The organism is Mycoplana sp. 10N416 (assembly GCF_056394765.1).
Map to the genome: position 1 here is coordinate 497,715 of NZ_JBFTIM010000001.1, position 14,896 is coordinate 512,610.

The window sequence follows — 14,896 nt, forward strand, 5'->3', positions numbered from 1 at the left end:
GATCGTCAGCTCGCCAGAATCATGCGGTCGGTCTTGACGGCGAAGTGGCTGACCAGGTCGACAACCGTGGCCTTCTTCTTCGCCTCGCCGGTGATCTCGAGGCGGACCTTGCCGGCGTCGAGCATGACGACGCTGTCGCCGAAATCGACGGCGTGCTGCATGTTGTGGGTCACCATCAGCGTCGTCAGTTTCAGCGCCTCGACGGCGCGCACGGTCGCCTGCATGACGATGTCGGCGGTGCGCGGGTCGAGGGCGGCGGTGTGCTCGTCGAGCAGCAGCACGTCCGGCTCGCCGCCGACGGCCATGATCAGCGACAGCGACTGGCGCTGGCCGCCGGAGAGCAGGTCGACGCGGGTATCGAGCCGGTTTTCGAGGCCGAGCCCGAGCACGGACAGGCGCTCCTTATAGACAGCGAGGCGGGCGGCGTTCAGGCCCTTGCGGAGCCCGCGCTTCGAGGAACGGAGTTCGGCCAAGAGCATGTTCTCCGCCACCGTCATGCTGGCGGCGGTGCCCTTCATCGGGTCCTGGAAGACGCGGGCCAGGCGGGCGGCGCGCTTGTAGACCGGCATGTCGGTGACGTCGTCGCCATTGATGAGGATCTTGCCGCTATCGAGCACCAGTGCGCCCGATACGGCATTGAGCATGCTGCTCTTTCCGGCTCCGTTGGAACCAATGACCACGCCGAACTCGCCGGCGGCGAGCTTGAGGGCGAGGCCGTCGAGCGCGATCTTTTCGTCCGGCTGCCCCCTGTAGAAGGTCTTTCGCGCCGCGCGGATTTCAAGCATCCGTTCCTCCCTGTGTGACGACGGCGCCCGAGGGCGCCGCCGATCATTCCGTGTTCCCATTCAGACGCTTAGTTCGTGAAGCACTCGCAGCCGTCGAGCGAGGCCGGAACCTCGGCGCCGAATTCCTTCAGCACGTCCCTGTTCACCAGCGGCGCATGGTCCTCGTAAGCCGGGCGCCAAGCCGGAATTTCCTTCGGGTCCTTGCCCTTGAGGATCTCGGCGGCGATCTTGCCGGCGGCAAGGCCGACCTGGTTGTAGTTCACAGCGAAGCTTGCCGGCACGATGCCGTCGCGGACAGAGGCGTCGTCGGAGTTGACGATCGGGATGCCTGCCTGACGGGCCGCGGCGGCAACAGCGGCGATCGCCGGCTGCAGCAAGTTCGAGGCAGGGGTGTAGATGACGTCCGCCTTGCCTGCCAGCGAGGCGATGCGCTGCTGGATGTCGTTGACGTTGTCGACGCCGACTTCGACAACCTCGAACCCGGCAGCAGGCGCGGCTTCCTTCATCTTTTCCAGGAGAGCCACGTCGTTGGCCTCACCCGGATTGTAGGGCACGCCGATTCGCTTGGCGTTTGGCAACAGCTTCTTGGCGAACTCCATCACCGCGCCGACGTCCTGGAGGTCGGTGGCACCGGTCATGCCTTCGTCACCCGCTTCCCAGGAGGGAACGAGCTTGGCAGCGACCGGTTCGGTCACGGCGGTGAAGACGACAGGAATGCCGGAGCCGGCAAGCGCCTTCTTGGCGATCTGCGAGACCGGGGTCGTGACAGTATAGATCAGCTTCGGCTGCTCGGACTGCAGTTTCTGGATCATCTGCGGCACGAGCGAGGCGTCGAAATTGGTGTGGCTCTCGGTGTAGACGACATCCGTGCCTTCGACGAAGCCGTTGTCGGCCAGCGCCTTCTTGAAGCCGTCGATCGAGGCATTCAGCTGCGGATGCTCGCCAAAATTGGCAATACCGATGCGGATCGGCTCCGCGGCAGCGGAGCCTGCCGCCATCAGGGCGCCGGCGAGAACGATCCCGGACAACCAACCAAACTTCGACTTCAACATCTTTCCCTCCCACAGGATCAAAGCCGCGGTACGCCCGCAGTCTGAGGCGATCATAACGGTGGAACGGGCGCTGTCAAACGCCGATATATAATCTTCGGCGTATTTACAGATGATATATATTGTGCCGAAACTTACCCCTATATGCTGGGGTGAGTGGACGGCTCCGACCGGGGAGAAACATGCGGAACGAGACTGGCGGGACAAAGGGCGAGACAAAGACGGAGGAGGCCTACCGGCGCCTGCGGCGCGACATCCTTTCCACCCGCCTGCCCCCCGGAGCATCCCTCAAGCTCGGCTCCTTGCGGGAGAACTACGCGCTCGGCTGGACGCCCCTGCGCGAGGCGCTGTCGCGGCTGGAAGCCGAACGACTGGTGACAGCGGTCAGCAATCGCGGCTTCGCCGTGGCGCCGGTATCGCGACATGAGCTGGAGGACCTGGTGCGTGCGCGCATGGTTGTCGAAGTCCCGCTTCTGCTCGAATCCATCGAGCGCGGCGACAGCAGCTGGGAAGAAACCATCGTCACGGCGCATTATCGGCTGTCCCGCTGCAAGACGGCAGCCGACGACCCTTCAGAAGCGGCCGTCGACGACTGGGACGACAAGCACGAGGCCTTTCATTCGGCGCTGATCGGGGCGGCTACGTCGAACTGGCTGCTTCGCTTTCGGGGCACGATCTCCGATCAGTTGCGCCGGCATCACCGCTTTCTCGGGCTGGTACCGACGCTGCGCGCCGCAGCCGGCCGGACCGATGGACACGAGGCCGCAATGGCCGCCCTGCGCGAGGCGATGGGGCTCGCCCATCACACCGCGCTGATGGAGGCAGCACTCGACCGGGACACGGAACGCGCCCGGAAGCTGATGGAGGAGCACATCGGCTACACGATGGACGTCTATGCCCATTCGGAAGGTGGTGCGGAAAACCGGGCCGTCGAACTCACGACCTGACCGGCGGCGCGTCAAACAGCGGATTCATTTCAACATCCTAGGCGGCCAAGCTCATACGCCGATTCCGGCACTTCAAGCTGCGCTCAAAGCACGGTGCGGACCTTCCACAGCTCCGGAAACAGCACGACCTCCAGCATCTTCTTCAGGTAGGATGCGCCACCCGTGCCGCCGGTGCCGCGCTTCATGCCGATGACACGCTCGACGGTGGTGACGTGATTGAAGCGCCAGCGTCGGAAGTAGTCCTCGAAATCGACGAGTTTCTCGGCCAGATCGTAAAGCATCCAGTGGCGCTGCGGATCACGATAGACGGCCTGCCAAGCGGCAAGCACCGCCTCGTTCTCGCTGCGCGTCTCGCGCCAGTCGCTGCGCACTGCATCCGCGCCGATGTCGAAGCCGTTGCGTCCGAGCAGCAGGATGGCCTCGTCGTAGAGCGACGGTTCGGCCAGGATCGCCTCGAGCTTCTCCGTCAGGTCGGGGCGGTGCCGGTGCGGGCCGAGCATGGCAAGGTTGCGGTTTCCGGCAAGGAACTCGATCGCCCGGTACTGCCACGACTGGAAACCGGAGGACTGGCCGAGTGCGTCGCGGAATTCGGTGTACTCGCTCGGCGTCATCGTCCGCAGCACGTCCCAGGCGCTGTTCAACTGCTCGAAGATGCGGGCGACGCGCGCGAGCATCTTGAAGGAAAGGTCCAGCCGGTCGGCACGGATCGCGGCGATCGCCGCGCGCATCTCGTGCAGCGCCAGCTTCATCCACAGTTCGGACGTTTGATGCTGGATGATGAAGAGCATCTCGTCGTGGGCGCTCGACAGCGGCGCCTGTGCGTTCAGCACCTTTTCGAGGTCGAGATAGTCGCTGTAGGACATGCGATCCTTGAACGACATCTCCGCGCCTTCCTTGGCGGGATCGTATGGTTCGGTCATGTTGTTCTCCCTGATGGCGCAACCCTCACCCTAGCCCGCTCCCCGCAAGTGGGGAGGGGACCGGAAACGCCGCGGCATTCGTCCTTCGCCCCGCTTGCGGGGAGAAGGTGCCGGCAGGCGGGGCCGGTCGTCGTTGCGCGCTGCTCTCTCCTGCATTGATCACAATTTTATGCGGACCTGAACCCTTCGGGCGAAAATTTCCGCCGCCCGGCTACCCCCGCCTCCGGCGCCGCCCTATAGACGGAGACATCAGAGGGGAGGACTGACATGCTGGGATACCGGATCGACGACTGGAGCGATGCCTATACCAACGACGCACACATCGCCGACGGCCATCGCTGGCCGGCCGCATGGGTGGAGCCGGCGCGGCGGTTCCTCGAGGCCGCGACGACCTCCGGCAGGGCACGGCTTGATCTCGGCTATGGCCCGCGCCCGCGCAATCGTTTCGACCTGTTCCTCCCGGATGGAGCGCCCAAAGGACTCGTCGTCTTTGTGCACGGCGGCTACTGGATGGAATGCGACCAGCGCTACCTCTCGCACCTCGCGGCCGGCCCGCTCGCCCGTGGCTATGCCGTCGCGATGCCGACCTACACGCACTGCCCGGCAGTCCGGATCTCCGACATCACGCGCGAGATCAGTGCGGCCGTGACCGCCGCAGCGGAGCAGGTGGCAGGACCGGTGATGCTGACGGGGCATTCGGCCGGCGGCCATCTCGTCAGCCGCATGATCTGCGATAACGCGCCGCTGCCACCGAAAGTCCGTTCGCGCATTCGCCACGTCGTCTCCATTTCCGGGCTCCACGACCTACGCCCGCTGATGCGCACGGCGATGAACGAGGCGCTTGGCCTCGATGAAGGCGCGGCGCTGGCGGAGAGCCCTGCCCTGCTGCGGCCAATGGATGGCGCCCGCATCACCTGCTGGGTCGGCGACGACGAGCGGCCGGAATTTCGCCGCCAGAGCGCCCTGCTCACCAACATCTGGACAGGTCTCGGAGCCGACACCGCACTGGTGCTGGAGCCGAACCGCCACCACTTCGATGTTGTTGACGGACTCGCCGACCCGAACCACGCGCTCACCCGGGCCCTACTCGAAGAGTAGCGAAGCCGGATGGCGGCACATTCGAGCCGCCAGGGGGCAATCCCAACTGCGGCGTATTTCCAATACGCCGCCCGCCTGCGCAGCAAGGCGGCCGTTCAGGGCGCAACTGAAATCGAAGCGTCCTGCATCCCTGCCTTCAGCTTGGCCGCCGCGAGCGCGTAACCACCGGCGGCGCCATCGATGAAGTGCACGTGGTCGCGGCTGAGCGGCGTCGGCACCACACAGGTCATCAGCGCCGAATCCTGCCGGTGCAGGCCGTAGCGGCACACGCCGGCTGCCCTCGCCTCCTCCAGCCGCGCCTCGATCTCCGCCAGCCGGCCAGGCTCGATGTCGAGCGTCATCTTCAGCCCGTCGTCGAATTTGCGGAAGTCGGAATTGGCGACGATGTCGCGGCGATAGCGCTCCGGGTCGAAGCGGCCGAGGGTGAGCCGGAACCGCGAAAGCACCTGCATCAGAACGTATTGCAGAACGATATAGGCCTTGCGACCAAGCCGCCTTCCCTTCGGCACCGCCGCGCGCGCTTCGGCGTCCAGCGAGACCCGGTTGAGCCCCAGGCGCATCCTCTTCACGTCGAGCGGATGGCCGGCCAGTTCCTCGCGGCCGGCAAGGGCGACGACATCCGCGATCAATGCGCGGAAGACCGCTTCGCGGCCGCCCGGCACCGGCACCGCGATGATGGAAACGATCTCGCCGTGGCGCGCCGATATCGGATTCCATCGGCAGGACAGGCCCGCCAGGTCTGGCCGCGTGCCCGGCGGCGCGATCCGGTTGTTTTCCAGCCCCTCCTTCATACGTTGCTCGGCCCAGGCCGCGCCGCCTCCGGCAAACATCGCATAGGCGACAAACTCGCTTGCCTGGTAGCGCGCCACCCGTACATCCTGCCCAGCGGCGCGGATTACGGATACGGGAACGACGGCACCGCGCATATCCAGCCCGAGTTCCTCCATCGACCAGCGCTGCACGGCCGAAAGTGCGACGCGGGCCGTGCCCACCTGCGAGGCCGGAACGGCGACCAGCGCGCCGTCACCGCCGAAGACAAAGGGGAGGTCGTGCCGGCCGATCGCGTTCAGAACGCCGGAGATGACGCTGGCGCCGGCCATGTTGACGGCCTTGTAGCGGCCCGCCTCGATGGCGCCGGTCGAATCGACGATGTCCGCCAGCACCAGTGCCCAACCATCTGGGAGCGGATGGTAGTTGCCGGCCTCGGCCACGCCCTCGAAATCGGAGAAGCCCTGCATCGCGCGGAAGAAGTCGTCGTCAGCGTATGCGTCCATGGCGGCAGCCTACCACAACCCGGCGCGCGTGTCGGATCGGAACGCACTACGAATTGGCGCGCGAGAAAGTTTCGCAGCCGAAGCCTACTGGCAGACGTCGACCCACGTACCGCCGACGAGCTCGATCATCCGCTGCGTCGGGATGCGCACGGCGGCGTTGGTGGCGCCCGCTGCGGGGACGATCTCTTCAAAGGCCTTAAGCGAGACGTCGCAATAGACGGGAATCTCGGAGGGCAGGCCGAACGGGCAGACGCCGCCGATCGGATGGCTCGTCACCGCCACCACCTGCTCGGCCTCGAGCATGCGGGCCTTGCCGCCGAAGCGGTCCTTGAACTTGCGATTGTCGAGGCGGGCCGTGCCGCTGGCGACGACAAGCATCGTGTTCTCGCCGACGCGCAGGCAGATCGTCTTGGCGATCTGCTCGGGGGCGACGCCATGGGCTGCGGCCGCCAGCGCGACCGTGGCCGAGCTTTCCTCGGTCTGGAGGATTTCGATTTCGGGCGCGTGCGCCTCGAAGAACTTGCGGACGGATTCGATGCTCATGGTGGCGATTGGATATCCGGGATTGCGCCTTTCGGCAAGCGATCGCCATTCCACTGCTCAATGCGCCCGCGCCCGGTCCGGGCACACGGCGCTGCAAAAGTGTTGCAATTCGGTCAAACTCGCCGAATCGATTTGCTGGACAGCCGCGTGTTGCCGCAGAAGCGGCTTTCCTTTTGCCCGGGCTGCGCTAGAGCGGATTGCACGCTCCCAGGAGCCAGCATTTACCCCGCACAACGCCCAAGGAATTGGTTCGCATGATCCTCCGCATTGCCACTTTGGCAGGCCTGATGCTTGCCGTCGCCGGATGCACCACCGTCGCCCCCACCGTCCCGACCACTGCGCTGGAAACCCGCTGGCTCGGCCAGTCCGCCGGCGTATTCTTTGCCGCCTACGGCCCGCCGGTCCGCGACATCGAGGGCACGGACGGACAGACGCTCTATACCTGGCGCGGCGGCTTCATCAACCGCAAGGCCTGCCAGGTCGAACTGACCGTCAACGGCGATTACAAGATCCGCAAGATCCGCCCCGTCGTCGACCGCAGGGATCCGAAGGGCGGCCCGTCGCACTGCGAAAGGGTGCTGGACGCGGCAAAGGCAGCCCCGAGCGCCTGACAGAATGCCAAGGCCGGAGCCCTGCTCCGGCCTTTTTCGTTCCATTGTCGTAGTTTGCTCCGGCGAGGAGACCATGCATGCCCGCATTCGACCGCCTCTTCGATGACGCAGCGTTCGCGGGTTTCTACGATCTCGAAAACGGCTGGGGCGCTGACCTCGACTATTGCGCTGTGCTCGCAGCCGAGGCCCGCTCGGTCCTCGACCTCGGCTGTGGCACGGGCGAGCTTACGGTTGCGCTTGGCGAACGTTGCCGCGTCGTCGGCGTCGATCCGGCCACGGCAATGCTCGAGATCGCCCGCGCCAAGCCCGGCGCCGAGCGCGTGCGGTTCATCGAGGGCGATGCACGGACGATCCGGCTCGGCGAGACCTTCGACCTCGTGGTGATGACCGGGCACGCGTTCCAGGTGTTTCTGAACGAGCATGACCAGCGCGCCGTCCTTGCCACCATCGCCGCCCATCTGGCGCCCGGCGGCCGCTTCGTCTTCGATACGCGCAACCCGCTCGCCCGCGAATGGCTGGAATGGGTGCCGGAGAGCTCCGAGCGTCTGATCGTGCATCCGCAAGCCGGACGAGTGAAGGCGTGGAACGACATGATGCACGACGCTGCCACCGGCATCGTCACCTACGAGACCCACTATCTCGTCGAAAACGGCGGCCCGCACCTTACGGCGGCATCGAAAATCCTGTTCACCCCGAAGCCGGAGATCGAAGCGATGCTTGCCGCCAGCGGTCTTTCGGTCGAGCGCTGGGCGGGCGACTGGCAGGGCGGCGCATGGCACGAGGACGCCCCGGAAATCATCCCGATCGGCCGGCTCTCCGCACCCTGACATCCGTCACCTCGCTGGCACGCCTCCCCCCGAGTCGTTGTGACGTATACCAATTGTTAAAATTTTAGCATCTCCTTTTATTCGGGGATAAGCGTGTTTCTTAAGCGCCCGGCAACACCCTGCGACGATCATCGGGGGATGCTGGAGGGAGTATGATGCACCCGAAATTTGCCGAGCATAGGCAGGAGCGCCGTCGCAACCTGCCGCTTGTGTCAGCCATTCCCGGCCTGATCTGTGTCGGGCTGTTGTTCGTCATTTTCGACAATATGAGCGGCGCGGGGCTGGTCACCGCCTTCCGCGCCGCGATCCAGAACTGCCAGATCAAGGGCAATATCGACCTGGTCGATGGCGCCAGGGCCTATTATCTGCCCGGTCAGGATCGATATGCGGCAATCCGCGTCCAGCCTGCTGGTGGCGAACGCTGGTTCTGCAGCGAGGAAGAGGCGCTGGCCGCGGGCTGGCACAAGGCGCGCCACTGAGCGTCGGGCAGGATGATCGGCGATGACGGCACGCCTGCCGGCGCGCCCCATCCTCCCGGATGCCATGGTCGCCATTGTAAAAAAGCATCCAAAATCAATCGCTGGCTGTAGGAATTGTGTGCGGACCAGTTCAGGTTCATTTTCCGTTCAGATACAACCTGCTTTAACGCTTACACCCAAATAATGGGGACTTTAAAGGGTTGTATAATATGAATAAGTTCAAATTTGCGGCGCTCGCTGCGGCACTTTCTCTGACCGCCGGCGCAGCCCAGGCCGAGGACCTGGTCTTCACCCTGAAGAACGGCACGAACTCCGTCTTGAACAATTTCTACGCTTCTCCGGTCGGCGTCGAGGCTTGGGAAGACGACATCTTCGGCCGCCAGGCGCTTGGCCCGGGCGAAACGATGGAAATCACGATCGCCGACGGCCGCACCGTCTGCGAATACGACATGCGCTTCGAGTTCCAGGGTGACGACCTCGACACCACGACGGACACCCAGAACCTCTGCGAGCTCGGCGAATACACCATCCACGAGTAAGCGTTCCGACGCATGAACCGGACGGTCCCCGTAATCCGGGGATCGTCAGCAGCCGGTAGTATCGAAGAATGCTCCCCGGCTTCGAGACACGCCTGACGAAGCTGGAGGCGTCCGCCGCGCCCGGATGCCAAAAATAGCCGCCTGACCGATTCCTTGCCCCATGCTATGCAACGGGTGCGACAAAGAATCGAACGCAGGGAACAGGCACGTGAACTCAGCAATGCAAACCGGTTTCTGGTGGGATGAGAAATGCTTCTGGCACTCGGGGGGCAGCTATGCCTTCATCGCGCCCGTCGGCGGCCTCGTCCAGCCGCTCGCGGCCGGCGGACTGCCGGAAAACCCGGAAACCAAGCGTCGGCTCAAGAACCTCCTGAGCGTCACCGGCCTGATCGACGAACTTTCGGTGTCGTCCGCGCCGGTGGCGAGCGAGGAGGAATTGCGGCGCGTGCATCCCGCCGCCTATCTCGAGGCCTTCAAGCGGCTGTCGGACGACAAGGGCGGCGAACTCGGCGAGCGGACGCCGTTCGGACCGGGCGGCTATGAGATCGCGGCCCTTTCGGCGGGGCTCGCCACCGGTGCGCTGCGCAGCGTGCTGTCGGGCCGCCAGCGCAATGCCTATGCACTGTCGCGCCCGCCCGGCCACCATTGCCTGCCGGACAAGCCGATGGGCTTCTGCCTGCTCGCCAACATCGCCATCGCCGTCGAGGCGGCCTTCGCCGAGAAGCGGGCCGAGCGGATCGCCGTCATCGACTGGGACGTCCACCACGGCAACGGCACCGAGGGGATCTTCTATGACCGCGCCAATGTGCTGACGATCTCGCTGCACCAGGAGAACTGCTATCCGCGCGATTCCGGCCGGGTCGCGGACCGCGGACAGGGCAAGGGCGAAGGCTGCAACATCAATATCCCGATGCTGCCGGGAACCGGCCACCTCGGCTACCTGCACGCTTTCCGGCGCATCGTGCTGCCGGCGCTCGAGCGCTACCGGCCGGATGCGATCGTCGTCGCCTGCGGCTTCGACGCCTCCGGCGTCGATCCGCTGTCGCGGATGATGGCGTCTGCGCAAACCTTCGCGGACATGACCCGCATGACCATGGAGGCCGTCGATGCGCTGTGCGGCGGCAGGCTGCTGCTCGTGCACGAGGGCGGCTATTCGGAGGCGCATGTGCCGTTCTGCGGCCACGCGGTGATCGCCACCCTCGCAGGCTCCACCATCGTCGCGCCCGACCCGCTGGCGGTCCGTCTCGATTTCCAGCAGCCCAACCCGGACTTCACCGCCTACCAGATCGCCACCATCGACCGGATGGCCGAGGTTTTCGACGGGCACAGGTTTTGAGTGAAGGGAAGCGCCCTACCCGATTAGTGGTGGGGCGATGCCCGCCCAGGCCGTCCCCGCGTTTAAACGCAGGGACGGCACTCCGGTCGCTAAATTCCGGTCCCTTGGTTCCTCAATCTTTGACAGCACTCGCAAAGACTGCAAACATTTTTACCAGCTTTTCAAAATTGTCCGGCGTAGGGGCATTTGTCCATTCGGCAATACCTTGACCAATCGCCATGATTGCCTGCGGATTATCGATACTAAAGTTCACGAAAAGTGTATGGGAAAACTTTGCGTCGGACATAACCAATTTCATTGGCATAAGCCCAGCCTGCGCGACCATTCCAACATCTTCGAAACGGGCGTTAAGTACTCGACTATAATGGTCCGCTGCGGTCATCAGAAAGATGGCCGTCATGTAAACCTTCTTGTTCGACGACAACAGTTCCGCAGTACGCGATCCGCCCTGCTCCACAATTCTTGATACCAATTCATAGACCGCATCTGATGCGAAATCGGTATCGTCTTTCTGCCCATCCACTTGAGCACCGAGAGTGGACAATGCAGCCCTGATTTGTGAGCGCGCATTGCCTGCTGACCATGCTTGGGTCATGGCCTGAAACAATTCCTGCTCGCGCTTCCTTCGACCGGTTAGCCAACCAAACAATCTAAAGCTCCATTTCCGAATTCTTGTTCGCTGTCATTTGTGCCAGCGCGCTCGTAAATATTGAAAAGACAGGCTTGAGTGATATGGCCTTCGTTACTCCTCAACAGATTTAACTCCGCCCGCTGAAGCGCGATTAAGGCACTGAATGCGGCACGTATCGAGGCGCGAACCACGTCATATGCCGCTGAATTCATTGATGAAAAATGGGTGGCTGGGGCGCCTGGATTCGAACCAGGGGATGGCGGTACCAAAAACCGCTGCCTTACCGCTTGGCTACGCCCCAACGCGCGGGCCATGTGCCCGCCAAGCGGGAGCCTGATAGCAAAGCTCATCCCGGCGGACAATCCTTAAGTTGCCATCTGCCCAAGTTTCTTTTCGGTGAGCCTTGCTGCGTTGCTGGCTGCGCGGTCGTGTCCGCTGTCGTTGCGCTGCACCGGCTTCTTCGTCCGACAATGACACTGCGGCAGGCGCGTTTCGGCGGGAGATGGCCGGGCCGGCATGAATGGCGATAACGACTTGAATCTGCGCCCGCTTCTGCCTCGGAAATCGATTCCGGTCATCGTGGTTATGCGCTAAGGTCGCCGCCGCGCGCGCCGCCACGTGCATGGGCGTGCCAGCAATTGCAATGGAGAGATCATGAGCCAGTTCCGCGCCCGCCCGCCCGCCATGCCCACCCTGCTTCTCGACGACGCGGTCGTGCGTGTCACCCGCTGGGACTTCGAGCCCGGCGCCGATACCGGCCATCACGTGCATGGGCTCGGCTACGTGGTCGTGCCGATGACCGATTGCCACCTTTTGATCGAGGACGAGAGCGGTACGAACCGCGTGCATCGGCCGGCCGGCGTCGTCTACCGCCGCGAGGCGGGCGTGGCCCACAATGTGGTCAATGGCGGCGACGAGCCGATGAGCTTCATCGAGATCGAGTACAAGTGAAAAAGTCCGCTGCACCCGCCTTCAATCTCGAATTCCAGCCGGCGTACGGCCAGGCCGTGCCGGTGGCGGAGCATGTGCAGCGCATCACTGTCAACAACCCTTCGCCGTTCACCTTCCACGGCACGAACAGCTATATCGTCGGCGACCGCTCGGTCGCCGTGATCGATCCCGGCCCTGATGACGAGGCGCATTTTCAGGCGCTGATGAAGGCGCTGAGAGGCCGCGAGGTCACCCATATCGCCGTCAGCCACACCCATCGCGACCACTCGCCCCTCGCCCGCCGGCTGAAAGCGGAAACGGGCGCGCTGATCGTCGCCGAAGGACCGCATCGGGCGGCGCGACCGCTCCATGCCGGCGAGACCAATCCGTTCGCCGAAAGCTCCGACACCGACTTCCTGCCCGACCTTGCGCTTTCCCACGGCGAGCGCGTCATCGGCGACGGCTGGTCGCTGACGGCGCTTCTGACGCCCGGCCATACCGCCAATCATGCCGCGTTCGCGCTCGGCGACACCGGCATCCTCTTTTCCGCCGATCACGTCATGGCCTGGGCCACGTCGATCGTGGCGCCGCCGGACGGCGCCATGGCCGACTACATGGCCTCGCTGGAGATGCTGCTCGAGCGCGACGACCGGCTCTACCTGCCGGGCCATGGCGGTCCAGTTCTGCAACCCGCCGCATTCCTCCGCGGCCTGCGCACGCACCGCAAGATGCGCGAGCGGGCGGTAAAGGAACGGATCCGCAAGGGCGACCGGCAGATCGCCGACATGGTGAAGGCGATCTACAAGGACACCGACCCGCGCCTGCACGGGGCTGCGGCCCTCTCCGTGCTTGCGCACCTGGAGGACCTCGTCGAGCGCGGCGAAGTTGTCACCGAGGGTCCACCGTCGCTGAAGAGCCTCTACCTGCCCGGATGAGTGGCGCGGCCGGGCCCCATCCCGCGCCAAAGCGGGTCGCGATCGTTCAGGTCGCTCGTTGTATCTTCGGATATCTCGTTAGCGCCTGACCGCACGCGCGACCGCGATCAGGATGCAAGCGCCGATGAAGCCGGCAATCAGGTAGCCGACCCATCCCCCGAGGTTCACGCCGATCAGGTTCAAGAGCAGATTGGCGACAAAGGCACCAACAATGCCGAGCACGATATTCATGAACACGCCCATTTGCGACTTCATGAACATCTCGGCCAACCATCCAGCAATGCCGCCGATGATGATGGCGGCGATCCAGCCAACGCCTGCGTTTTCCATGTGCACGGCCCTCGGTTGAAGATCAACTTAGGATAGCGCGCATTGCAGGGGCGTCAATGCCCCGCGCTCGCTCCGGCATCGTCGCACCGCAACCAAGCCGAAGGGTGCCGGTGAGGTCATGGCACTTCGCTAGTCGCCGGCAATTCCGAGAAGCTCTGCGTCGAGCGCTTTCAGATAGCGCTCCACGAAAGCGGCTCCCAGACCAAGGTCATGCGGACCGTAGCGCGAGGCAACTCGCATGTCGACGAGCGCCGTCTCCTCCTCCTCGCGCAGTCGGATCGACACGTCGAAACGGAAGCCGAACAACTGCGAACGCCACTCGCCCTGCAACAGCACGTCGCTCGGCCCGCCGCTGTTCGGCAGCAGCCCCTGTTCGACCGGACGCTCCGAAGGGACCGGGACGACGGCGATTTCGCTTTCTCCGGACTTGTCTGCCTCCGGCTTGACCACGAGGTCCTCCAGATCAGCGATCACGTTCTCCATCCCGCTTTCCTCGGTGAAGACGATGCCCTGTTCCTCGGCAACCTTGCGCACCCCCTGCAGAACGCGGTCGAGCGCCCCCTCGTAGCGGCGGCCCGTCAAGCCCGGATAGGCCGCATCCTGGACCTCCCGGTCCCTCACCGTCACCGGCGGCCGCGGCAGAAAGTCCTGGTTGGCAAGCGGCACCTTCAGCCAGGGGGGCGACGCGTAAGGATCCGTCGTTACGTCGTATATCATCGGCCGGGTGAAATAGGCCTGGACGGCATAGCCGGCCACGCCGAGCGGAAGGGCCGCTAACAGGAGCGCCGCAAAGGCTGCCTTGCCGCCACGCGCGCCAACCCGCCACAGCCGCACCAGTCCGGTGACGGCGAGCAGGACGGCACACAACGCAAGGCCGGCAGCGATGCCGGCAAGCGCGAGGAAATGCGGCGTCGTCAGCGGCCCGAAGCGATGCGACAAGGCAGCGGCGAGAAAAAGCACGAGCGCAAAGGACGCCATGCGGCGCGCCCAGTGCGCCGCATGGGAATGGGGCCGCTCGTATCGAATGACCATTGCCATTGGCCGCTCCTCTTCTCCGCCCGCGCACCACCCAAAGGCTGACGACGCAAAGCACGGCAACAAACAACTCTCTCGCAACGGCAACGTCAATGCGCGATCCGGCCGTGATCGACTGCGACCCGAATTCGGTGGACAGGATCGCCAGGAGCCGAATCTCCTTGTGTGCCGCAAAAATGACACGCTCGTTAACGATTTTCCCGGTGGGCGGGCAAAAGGAGAATACTGTATGGCATCGACATCGATGATTGGCCAGGACGTCCGTCTGGCCCTGCCTCCCCCCGCTAGCGAGCCTGCCCTTCCGCTTGAACTGATCGAATTGGAACTGTCGCTCGACGGGTTTGCCACCGAGCAGGACGGATTTTCCGAGGCGGTGCGCCGCGCCGCCAAGTCGCTCGATGGCGAGTTCCTTTTCGACCTGCCGGCCTCCGGTCTCGCCGAGGACTGCCAGCGCGTCGCGGCGCTGCGTATACCCGAGGCAAACGGCAACGGCATGAAGATCGTCTTTGCGCTTCTCGATGCCGACGGCACGGGAATTCGCGTCGAGGACCCTAGCGAAGCGACCAGCGGGCTAAAGAACTTCGCCGATTCGTTTGTGGGCGTCCTCGAGCGCATGCAGTGAACTTG

Annotated in this window: 18 protein-coding genes and 1 tRNA gene; 10 read left to right on the plus strand and 9 right to left on the minus strand. The window is 64.3% G+C overall.

The window, feature by feature from the left end; genetic code table 11:
* Window positions 1-5 precede the first annotated feature (5 nt).
* Both AC1DDS_RS02380 and AC1DDS_RS02385 read right to left on the minus strand, forming a co-directional pair.
* A complete protein-coding gene (locus tag AC1DDS_RS02380; protein WP_477477419.1) occupies window positions 6-785 on the minus strand; it encodes an ABC transporter ATP-binding protein in 780 nt (259 codons plus the stop codon).
* 68 nt (window positions 786-853) lie between these two features.
* Window positions 854-1,837: an ABC transporter substrate-binding protein gene (locus tag AC1DDS_RS02385; RefSeq protein ID WP_477477420.1), complete on the minus strand. Its 984-nt coding sequence runs from the start codon at window positions 1,835-1,837 to the stop codon at window positions 854-856.
* 179 nt (window positions 1,838-2,016) lie between these two features.
* Between AC1DDS_RS02385 and AC1DDS_RS02390 the strand changes: the two genes are divergently transcribed.
* Window positions 2,017-2,781, plus strand: a complete 765-nt coding sequence (locus tag AC1DDS_RS02390) for a GntR family transcriptional regulator (protein ID WP_477477421.1) — start codon at window positions 2,017-2,019, stop codon at window positions 2,779-2,781.
* A gap of 83 nt (window positions 2,782-2,864) precedes the next feature.
* Here the strand turns inward: AC1DDS_RS02390 and kynA are convergent, their stop codons facing one another.
* The gene (gene kynA, locus AC1DDS_RS02395; protein WP_477477422.1) at window positions 2,865-3,701 is read right to left on the minus strand and encodes a tryptophan 2,3-dioxygenase; all 837 of its coding nucleotides are present in this window, start codon (window positions 3,699-3,701) and stop codon (window positions 2,865-2,867) included.
* 267 nt (window positions 3,702-3,968) lie between these two features.
* Here kynA and AC1DDS_RS02400 point away from each other — a divergent pair, with 267 nt between their 5' ends.
* Window positions 3,969-4,799, plus strand: a complete 831-nt coding sequence (locus tag AC1DDS_RS02400) for an alpha/beta hydrolase (RefSeq protein ID WP_477477423.1) — start codon at window positions 3,969-3,971, stop codon at window positions 4,797-4,799.
* Between the two features lie 95 nt (window positions 4,800-4,894).
* On the opposite strand, the gene AC1DDS_RS02405 is transcribed toward AC1DDS_RS02400, so the two are convergent.
* Both AC1DDS_RS02405 and AC1DDS_RS02410 read right to left on the minus strand, forming a co-directional pair.
* Entirely contained in the window at window positions 4,895-6,073 is a 1,179-nt protein-coding gene (locus tag AC1DDS_RS02405; RefSeq protein ID WP_477477424.1) for a DUF3095 domain-containing protein, read from the minus strand.
* Between the two features lie 84 nt (window positions 6,074-6,157).
* Complete coding sequence (locus tag AC1DDS_RS02410) at window positions 6,158-6,616, minus strand: YbaK/EbsC family protein (protein ID WP_477477425.1); 459 nt, start codon at window positions 6,614-6,616, stop codon at window positions 6,158-6,160.
* 254 nt (window positions 6,617-6,870) lie between these two features.
* On the opposite strand from AC1DDS_RS02410, the gene AC1DDS_RS02415 reads away from it, so the two are divergent.
* From AC1DDS_RS02415 to AC1DDS_RS02435, 5 genes are all read left to right on the plus strand, one after another.
* Window positions 6,871-7,227: a hypothetical protein gene (locus AC1DDS_RS02415; RefSeq protein WP_477477426.1), complete on the plus strand. Its 357-nt coding sequence runs from the start codon at window positions 6,871-6,873 to the stop codon at window positions 7,225-7,227.
* Between the two features lie 77 nt (window positions 7,228-7,304).
* Entirely contained in the window at window positions 7,305-8,054 is a 750-nt protein-coding gene (locus tag AC1DDS_RS02420; protein WP_477477427.1) for a class I SAM-dependent methyltransferase, read from the plus strand.
* 152 nt (window positions 8,055-8,206) lie between these two features.
* Window positions 8,207-8,533: a sunset domain-containing protein gene (locus AC1DDS_RS02425; RefSeq protein ID WP_477477428.1), complete on the plus strand. Its 327-nt coding sequence runs from the start codon at window positions 8,207-8,209 to the stop codon at window positions 8,531-8,533.
* Window positions 8,534-8,742: 209 nt separating this feature from the next.
* Window positions 8,743-9,072, plus strand: a complete 330-nt coding sequence (locus tag AC1DDS_RS02430) for a hypothetical protein (RefSeq protein ID WP_477477429.1) — start codon at window positions 8,743-8,745, stop codon at window positions 9,070-9,072.
* Window positions 9,073-9,280: 208 nt separating this feature from the next.
* Complete coding sequence (locus AC1DDS_RS02435) at window positions 9,281-10,408, plus strand: class II histone deacetylase (RefSeq protein ID WP_477477430.1); 1,128 nt, start codon at window positions 9,281-9,283, stop codon at window positions 10,406-10,408.
* Window positions 10,409-10,520: 112 nt separating this feature from the next.
* Here AC1DDS_RS02435 and AC1DDS_RS02440 read toward each other — a convergent pair whose 3' ends face one another.
* Window positions 10,521-11,003, minus strand: coding sequence for a hypothetical protein (locus AC1DDS_RS02440; RefSeq protein ID WP_477477431.1), 483 nt, complete (start codon window positions 11,001-11,003; stop codon window positions 10,521-10,523).
* Between the two features lie 262 nt (window positions 11,004-11,265).
* Window positions 11,266-11,340 (minus strand) — tRNA-Gln (locus AC1DDS_RS02445).
* Window positions 11,341-11,693: 353 nt separating this feature from the next.
* Here AC1DDS_RS02445 and AC1DDS_RS02450 point away from each other — a divergent pair.
* Together AC1DDS_RS02450 and AC1DDS_RS02455 are read left to right on the plus strand one after the other, a co-directional pair.
* On the plus strand, window positions 11,694-11,990 hold the full coding sequence (locus AC1DDS_RS02450) for a cupin domain-containing protein (RefSeq protein ID WP_477477432.1): 297 nt from the start codon (window positions 11,694-11,696) through the stop codon (window positions 11,988-11,990).
* Window positions 11,987-12,904: an MBL fold metallo-hydrolase gene (locus AC1DDS_RS02455; RefSeq protein ID WP_477477433.1), complete on the plus strand. Its 918-nt coding sequence runs from the start codon at window positions 11,987-11,989 to the stop codon at window positions 12,902-12,904. The genes AC1DDS_RS02450 and AC1DDS_RS02455 overlap by 4 nt, the downstream gene beginning before the upstream one ends.
* Window positions 12,905-12,982: 78 nt before the next feature.
* Here AC1DDS_RS02455 and AC1DDS_RS02460 read toward each other — a convergent pair whose 3' ends face one another.
* Together AC1DDS_RS02460 and AC1DDS_RS02465 are read right to left on the minus strand one after the other, a co-directional pair.
* Window positions 12,983-13,234, minus strand: a complete 252-nt coding sequence (locus tag AC1DDS_RS02460; RefSeq protein WP_477477434.1) for a GlsB/YeaQ/YmgE family stress response membrane protein — start codon at window positions 13,232-13,234, stop codon at window positions 12,983-12,985.
* A 129-nt stretch (window positions 13,235-13,363) separates the two neighbouring features.
* Window positions 13,364-14,266 (minus strand): DUF1499 domain-containing protein, encoded by a 903-nt coding sequence (locus tag AC1DDS_RS02465; RefSeq protein ID WP_477477748.1) that lies wholly within the window; start codon window positions 14,264-14,266, stop codon window positions 13,364-13,366.
* Between the two features lie 232 nt (window positions 14,267-14,498).
* Between AC1DDS_RS02465 and AC1DDS_RS02470 the strand changes: the two genes are divergently transcribed.
* Window positions 14,499-14,891, plus strand: a complete 393-nt coding sequence (locus tag AC1DDS_RS02470) for a hypothetical protein (RefSeq protein ID WP_477477435.1) — start codon at window positions 14,499-14,501, stop codon at window positions 14,889-14,891.
* The last annotated feature ends 5 nt before the right edge of the window (window positions 14,892-14,896 follow it).